This is a genomic window from Pseudomonas sp. C11 (genome assembly GCF_034683865.1).
GTDB lineage: Bacteria > Pseudomonadota > Gammaproteobacteria > Pseudomonadales > Pseudomonadaceae > Aquipseudomonas.
In genome coordinates this window covers 1-6,019 of the sequence record NZ_JAWIIP010000027.1, presented here as the reverse complement: position 1 = coordinate 6,019, position 6,019 = coordinate 1, and the positions used below count along the sequence as shown (strand labels likewise).

The 6,019-nt window shown below is 60.5% G+C and carries 5 protein-coding genes and 1 pseudogene; 4 read left to right on the top strand and 2 right to left on the bottom strand.

What is annotated here, in order from left to right:
* Positions 1–73 precede the first annotated feature (73 nt).
* Both VC352_RS24750 and yjeH read right to left on the bottom strand, forming a co-directional pair.
* Positions 74–1,398 (bottom strand): annotated as a pseudogene (locus tag VC352_RS24750) (TAXI family TRAP transporter solute-binding subunit).
* Between the two features lie 90 nt (positions 1,399–1,488).
* Positions 1,489–2,742: an L-methionine/branched-chain amino acid transporter gene (yjeH, locus tag VC352_RS24745; RefSeq protein WP_322982152.1), complete on the bottom strand. Its 1,254-nt coding sequence runs from the start codon at positions 2,740–2,742 to the stop codon at positions 1,489–1,491.
* A 125-nt stretch (positions 2,743–2,867) separates the two neighbouring features.
* Here yjeH and VC352_RS24740 point away from each other — a divergent pair, with 125 nt between their 5' ends.
* The 4 genes from VC352_RS24740 (at position 2,868) to VC352_RS24725 (ending at position 5,936) form a co-directional block, all read left to right on the top strand.
* Positions 2,868–3,287 carry an Lrp/AsnC family transcriptional regulator gene (locus VC352_RS24740; protein ID WP_322982151.1) on the top strand — a complete coding sequence of 140 codons (420 nt, stop codon included), beginning with the start codon at positions 2,868–2,870 and terminating at the stop codon, positions 3,285–3,287.
* Positions 3,284–4,504 (top strand): exonuclease subunit SbcD, encoded by a 1,221-nt coding sequence (sbcD, locus tag VC352_RS24735; RefSeq protein ID WP_322982150.1) that lies wholly within the window; start codon positions 3,284–3,286, stop codon positions 4,502–4,504. The genes VC352_RS24740 and sbcD overlap by 4 nt, the downstream gene beginning before the upstream one ends.
* 231 nt (positions 4,505–4,735) lie before the next feature.
* Entirely contained in the window at positions 4,736–4,954 is a 219-nt protein-coding gene (locus VC352_RS25665) for a putative quinol monooxygenase (protein ID WP_416340240.1), read from the top strand.
* Between the two features lie 703 nt (positions 4,955–5,657).
* Positions 5,658–5,936 carry a hypothetical protein gene (locus VC352_RS24725; protein WP_322982148.1) on the top strand — a complete coding sequence of 93 codons (279 nt, stop codon included), beginning with the start codon at positions 5,658–5,660 and terminating at the stop codon, positions 5,934–5,936.
* Positions 5,937–6,019: the final 83 nt, after the last annotated feature.

Here is a 6,019-nt window from a genome sequence, read left to right as displayed (position 1 = left end):
CTACGGCGTGCTCAAATCCGGCAAACCTTTTGACTCACAGCTAGCGATTGCGAGGTGATGAGTAAGACGGTATCTACAGTTGGCGGCGCTGCTGCAGGGCCCGCAGCCGCTCGATCACATAGCGCACATGCAGGTGCAGCTCGTACAGCTGGTTGGAGTACGACAGCGGCACTTCAACCGCTGCCAGTTCGTCTTCCATCTTCTCCAGGCGCTCGATCTCGCTGTCCAGCTCATCCGGCAGGGAGCCTGCGTGCAGCTTGCGGTCGATCTCGCGCAGGTACTTGTACCAGCGGTAGATGCGCGCGCGGATGCGCCACTGGTAGATCGGGCCGACGGCCTTGAACAGCGGGATCATCACCACGATCAGCGGGATCAGCAGGATGATGTAGCGGTCGGCCAGCGAGGCGATGCGAAACGGCAGGTAGCGCTGCAGGATCGGCAGGCCCTTGGCGTAGTAATGCTCGGCATCCTTGTGCAGCTCGAAGGTACGCGGCTCGGCGCTGGGGAAGGTGCCGGCGGCGTCGAGCAGGGTACCGTTCTTCATCACCTCGCGGCTGGCGTCGAGAAACAGTGGCACCAGGCCGGGGTTGAAGTCGTCGTTGACCACCAGCGTGGCCACCGGGGCCAGGGTGACGATGTCGCGATCTGGCGCATTGCTGGCCAGGTCGAGCAGGCCTTCACCGACCTTCACCTGATTGAAGAAGGGCAGGCGCGCCTCGTAGGCGGCCGCGCGACGGAAGTGCGCCAGGGCGATGCCCGAATTGGCCGCCAGTTGTTGCACCAGAGTGTTTCCGCCGGGCCGACGAAGAAGGCGGCGTCCAGCTCGCCGGCCATCAATGCGCGGGCAGCCTTGCCGCCGCCAATGCTCTGCCAGGTATCGGGATACTGCTCTGGGAGGATGGCGTTGGCACCGAGAATGGCGTCGCTGGCGGCGCGTGTACCACTGCCTTCGCCGCCAAGGCCGAGGCGCAGTGGTCGCAGGTCGGCGATACGATCCAGGCTGACCGCACGCCGGTAGAACAGCCACAGCGGCTCCTGATAGATCGCTCCCAGGCTCTGCAACTGGCGTTGTTCGTCGGGCGCCAACTGACGTTCCAGGCCGCTCTGTACCAGGGCGATCTGCACCTCCGGTTTCTTGGCCAGCAGGCGCAGCAGGTTGTCACGCGAGCCAGAGGTTGGTACCAGCGTCAGCTCGAAACCTTCCTTGGCCAGTTCTTCCTTGAGGCGTTCGGCGAACTGCTGATAGGCGCCGCCTTGGGCGCCGGTGGCCATGCTCGCGCTCATCGGCGGTGGCGGTGCGACGAACTGGAACAGCGCCCAAACCAGGCCGGCCACCACCGGGACGATCCACAGGTTGGCCAGGATCATGATTTTCAGGTCATTGAGTACGCGGCGCATGAGGCTTCCTTTCGGCGGGTTCCGTTCAAGGATAGAACCCCATGCGCTTCCAGGTCATCCGCATGGTAGATCGGTGACGCGTGATCCACCTTACGCCAGCGCTTTGTGCCTGGCGCGCAGATGATCGATCAGCAGCAGGGCGCCGAGAAGTGTCACGGCATAGAGGGCATCATTGCCGAGCATCGCCAGTACGGCGGCACAGAGCAGAGTGCTGAGCCCGGCCAGCAGGCGCCAGACGCCGCGCAGCAACACCCAGCCGGCGGCCATGCTGAGCAGGTAGATCACCACGAAGTTGCCGTTGGCGTAGCGAATCAGATCATCCACCGACAGATGCAAGGTGGCCGACAGCACGGCGCACAGCGCGCAACTGATCACCACCAGCAGCAGCGCCTTGCCGGGCACGCCCTGACGGTTGCGCACGGCCAGCGTGGCGGGCAGACGACCTTCCTCGGCCAGGCTCCAGATCAGCCGGGCGAAGCCCTGGATATACACGTTCATCGAGGCAAAGCAGGCCAGGTAACCCAGCACCGCCACCAAGACGCGGGCGCGCTCGCCCAGCAGTTGTTCGAACAGACGGGGTAGGGCAGTGGTGTCGCTGTGCACATCGCCGTAGGTGGCGAAACTCAGTACGGCCACCGAACAGGCCCAGTACACCAGGCCAGCCAGCAGCACACCGAGCAGCAGCGCCAGGGGGAAGTCCCGTTCCGGGTATTTGAACTCCTCGCCCAGATGGGTGAAGGCCTCGATGCCGACGAAGCACCAGAACATCACCCCCAGCGCCGTCGGCAGCAAGTGCCATTGCCCGTCCATCGATGGCAGAAGCGGTTGGCTGGCGCGCGGCAGATCGCCCATCCACCAGATCAGCGCCACGCTTGCGACGATGGCCACGGCGATCATCCCCTGCAGCAAACCCGAGGCTTTCGGCGGGCGCTGGCCGAGCAGGAGGATGGCGCCCAGTGTCGCCAGTTCGATGGCCAGCAGGCCGACACGGTCGAGATCGAACAGCGCCAACCAGAAGCCACTGGCGATATGCAACGCAGCGGGCAGACCGACCGGTAGCACGGCGAGAAACAGCAGAGCGCTGACACTCTCCATGCGCAGACCGAAGGCGCGACCGATCAAGTGCGGTGCGCCGCCGGCATGGGGGAAGCGCCTGCCGAGTTGGGCGAAGGTGAAGGCCACCGGCAACACCAGGGCAATGAGGATCATCCAGGCCCATAGCGACGCCTGGCCCGCCGCCGTGGCCGCCAGGGCCGGCACCACGAAGATGCCAGTGCCGAGCAGCGAGGTGCTGAGCAGGGCGACGCCCTGCAGCAGGCCCAATTCCTTGTTCAATCGACTCATAGGGTATGCTCGTCACTTTTCCAATGCCGCCATGGTAGAGCGCCGCCCGCTTGCAGGCTGTCGCCTTTTGCCGACGAAATGGCGGTTCTGCCCGTCAACCTGATTGCCGCCCGAGAAACACCTCCGTGGACAAGTTCGATCGCCAGATCCTCGCCCTGCTGCGCAGCGACGCGCGCACCTCCGTCAGCCAGATCGCGCGCGAGGTCAACCTTTCCCGTTCGGCCGTCAGCGAGCGGATTCGCCATCTGGAACAGAGCGGGGTGATTCGCGGCTACCACGCCCAGGTCGCGGTGCCGGGCGAGGGCGGGGTCAAGGCCTTCCTCGAGCTCTTCTACCAGAACGGTCGTTGCCAGGATTACGTCGAGCGCATGCGCGAATACCCGGAAATCCGCCATTGCAGCGGCATCAGCGGTGAAACCGACATGCTGGTGCTGGTGGAGGCGCCGAACATGGCGCGCCTGAGCGAAGTGCGCGCGGCCATCGAAGCCTTCCCGCAGATGCAGCGGGTCAAGACCCATATCGTCGTGCAGGACTGGCCGCTATGAGCCTGCGCGTGCTGCACACATCCGACTGGCACCTCGGCCAGCACTTCATGGGCAAGACCCGCCAGGCCGAGCACCAGGCCTTCTGCGCCTGGCTGCTGGAGCAAGTGCGGGCACATGAAGTTGATGTACTGCTGATTGCCGGCGACGTATTCGACACCGGCGCCCCGCCCAGCTATGCCCGCGAGCAGTATTACCGGCTGGTGGTGGAGCTGCGCGATGCTGGCTGCGCCCTGGTGGTGCTCGGCGGCAATCACGACTCACCGGCCATGCTCGGCGAAAGCCGCAGCCTGCTGGCGCAACTGGGCACCCGAGTAGTGCCCGGTGTGGGGCTCGACCTTGCCGAACAGGTGCTGGTACTGAATGATCGCATTGGCCTGCCGGGCGCCATCCTTTGCGCCATCCCCTTTATCCGCCCGCGTGACGTCATGGCCAGCCAGGCCGGGCAAAGCGCGCAGGACAAACAGCAGTCGCTGCAGCAGGCCATCGCCGCGCATTACCGGGCACTGCACGAACTGGCGCTGAGCAAACGTGAGGCGCTGGGCCAGGCACTGCCAATCATCGCCACCGGCCACCTGACCACCGTCGGTGCCAGTGCCAGCGAATCGGTGCGGGAAATCTACGTCGGCAGCCTGGAGGCCTTCCCTACCAGCGCCTTCCCCCCTGCTGACTACATCGCTCTCGGCCATATCCACCGCCCGCAAAAGGTCGGCGGCCTGGAGCATATCCGCTACAGCGGCTCGCCCATTGCCCTGTCCTTCGACGAAGCGCGCCAGCAGAAGGAAGTGCTGCTGCTGGAATTCGACGCTGCCGCGCTGCAATCGATCACGCCCCTGCCCGTGCCGGTATTCCAGCCCATGGCCAGCCTGCGCGGCTCGCTCAAGGAGTTGGCCGATGCCATCGCCGAAATCGCCAAGCAGGGCACGCCCGAAAGGCCCGTATGGCTGGAAGTGCAAGTGAGCACCGACGACTACCTCAGTGACCTGCAAAGCCGCATCAACGCCCTATGCGAAGGTCACCCCGTCGAAGTGCTACGCATCCGCCGCGAGCGAGGCAATGCGGCAGCCAGCCTGGCCAGCGAAGCACGGGAAACGCTGGACGAACTGAGCGTGGAAGATGTCTTCGCCCGCCGCCTGCAACAGGAAACGCTGGAGGAAGAGGATGCTCAGCGTTTGCAGGGTCTGTATCGGCTGGTGTTGGAGGCAGTGCAGGGGCAATAACGACGCGGACGATCCATCGAGAGGGACGCTTATAGCCAAAGTGACACTGAGGGGCTACATCCTGGTGCCGGCAAAGGACTTGCAAGAGGTGCGTCGCGAGCTGATCGACCATCGGCGCTTTAGGGCATCTCTAAAAACGTAGGCGAGGCAGCCAGCGCAAGGCAAAAACAGGCGAAAAGGCGCAGTTTACGCGCTGTAAATGAGCATTTTGAGCCTGTTTTTAACGCAGCGATGGCAACGCAGGTAGTGTTTAGAGGTGCCCTTACGCTGGGCGAGCCTGGTTGTATAGGCTTCACCGTTACCGAGAATGCCGAGAACCCACTGCGTTTCGAGGTTTTTGAGGAGTTTGTTGATCGCCAGGCCTTCGATTTTCATCAGACCCGCGTGCGTGCTTCTCGCTGGGGGCAAGTGACCGTCGACGTGACGCGGCATTATGAGGTTTTCGAGTAGGTCGAAGTATGTAGCCTAGGTAGAGCGCAACGAAACCTAGGGGAGATTCGATGGAATTCGCGTTGCTCTATCATCCGCTGCTCTTGCAAGCACGGTTTGTTGGAGGGGGCGAAAGTTGATCCATGGCTGCGTTTTTGTACAGTCGTAATGGTGGAGCAAAAAGAGGAAGTCAAGCGAATACGTCCAGGCTTTAGAGGCCGGCCAGTAATTTCATGATTTGAAAGGATTTTTTTCTAGAGCAGGTATGCCGATGGTGCGGAGTTAGATGGAAGGCTCTACTATCGCGTTAGTACCGCCTTCCATCTAATCACTGTTAGACTAAATCCTCTATGACAGATTCCTCTGAACTTGATGCATTACCCCTACTAGAAAAAATCATTGCTGCAAACTCTCCAGTTAGTTTGGCTATTTTAGTATTTGCTGCAGTCATATGGATCGCGGGCGGAAATCTTCTGATTAGTTACCATTTTCGAAGGGGGGGAAATAAACGACCAGGGCTATTTTCATTCCCATTTAAGAATTTCAATCGCTTTGAATGGGTTGCTTTATTAGTGCTTTTGCTTACCGTATTTGCCTCATTTTTTATTGCGCTATAAATCAATGATAAGTAACAGTAGCCTAATAAGTGGTTCAAATCGCTCGCTTCGCTCACTGGGACGGGCTAAAGCCCGCCCCTTAACCAAACGTTAGGCGAAGAACACCTATGAAGATCTACGGAACAAGAAGTAATGTGTATGACGCTGTTGATGCGGTAGCTGCACATGGCATTGCCGCTGTGGAGGGAACTAAAACGCCAGCAGTTGAGTATGCGAATAGAATCATCCAATGCTTGGAGCCTTATGCTGATGTAAGACCAAGCATTGGATACCAAAATGTAAGCAATAATGGTTACCTTTATTACGTCTATGACCTCAACCGGTTCTCCACTGGAAGTCCAGAGCTGGAAGAAATAGTTAGCCAAATTGACGAAGATAATGCCTAACAATCATATATGGACTCTCCCCACAAGTAGTGAGTAAAGCTTTGCCTTTGCACCTGTCGTCAGCGCGGTTGCATTCGTATATC

Excerpts from the sequence above, each read along its gene's own strand:
- yjeH (WP_322982152.1), bottom strand. The coding sequence starts at position 2,742 with ATGAGTCGATTGAACAAGGAATTGGGCCTGCTGCAGGGCGTCGCCCTG.
- sbcD (WP_322982150.1), top strand. The coding sequence starts at position 3,284 with ATGAGCCTGCGCGTGCTGCACACATCCGACTGGCACCTCGGCCAGCAC.
- VC352_RS25665 (WP_416340240.1), top strand. The coding sequence starts at position 4,736 with ATGGCAACGCAGGTAGTGTTTAGAGGTGCCCTTACGCTGGGCGAGCCT.
- VC352_RS24725 (WP_322982148.1), top strand. The coding sequence starts at position 5,658 with ATGAAGATCTACGGAACAAGAAGTAATGTGTATGACGCTGTTGATGCG.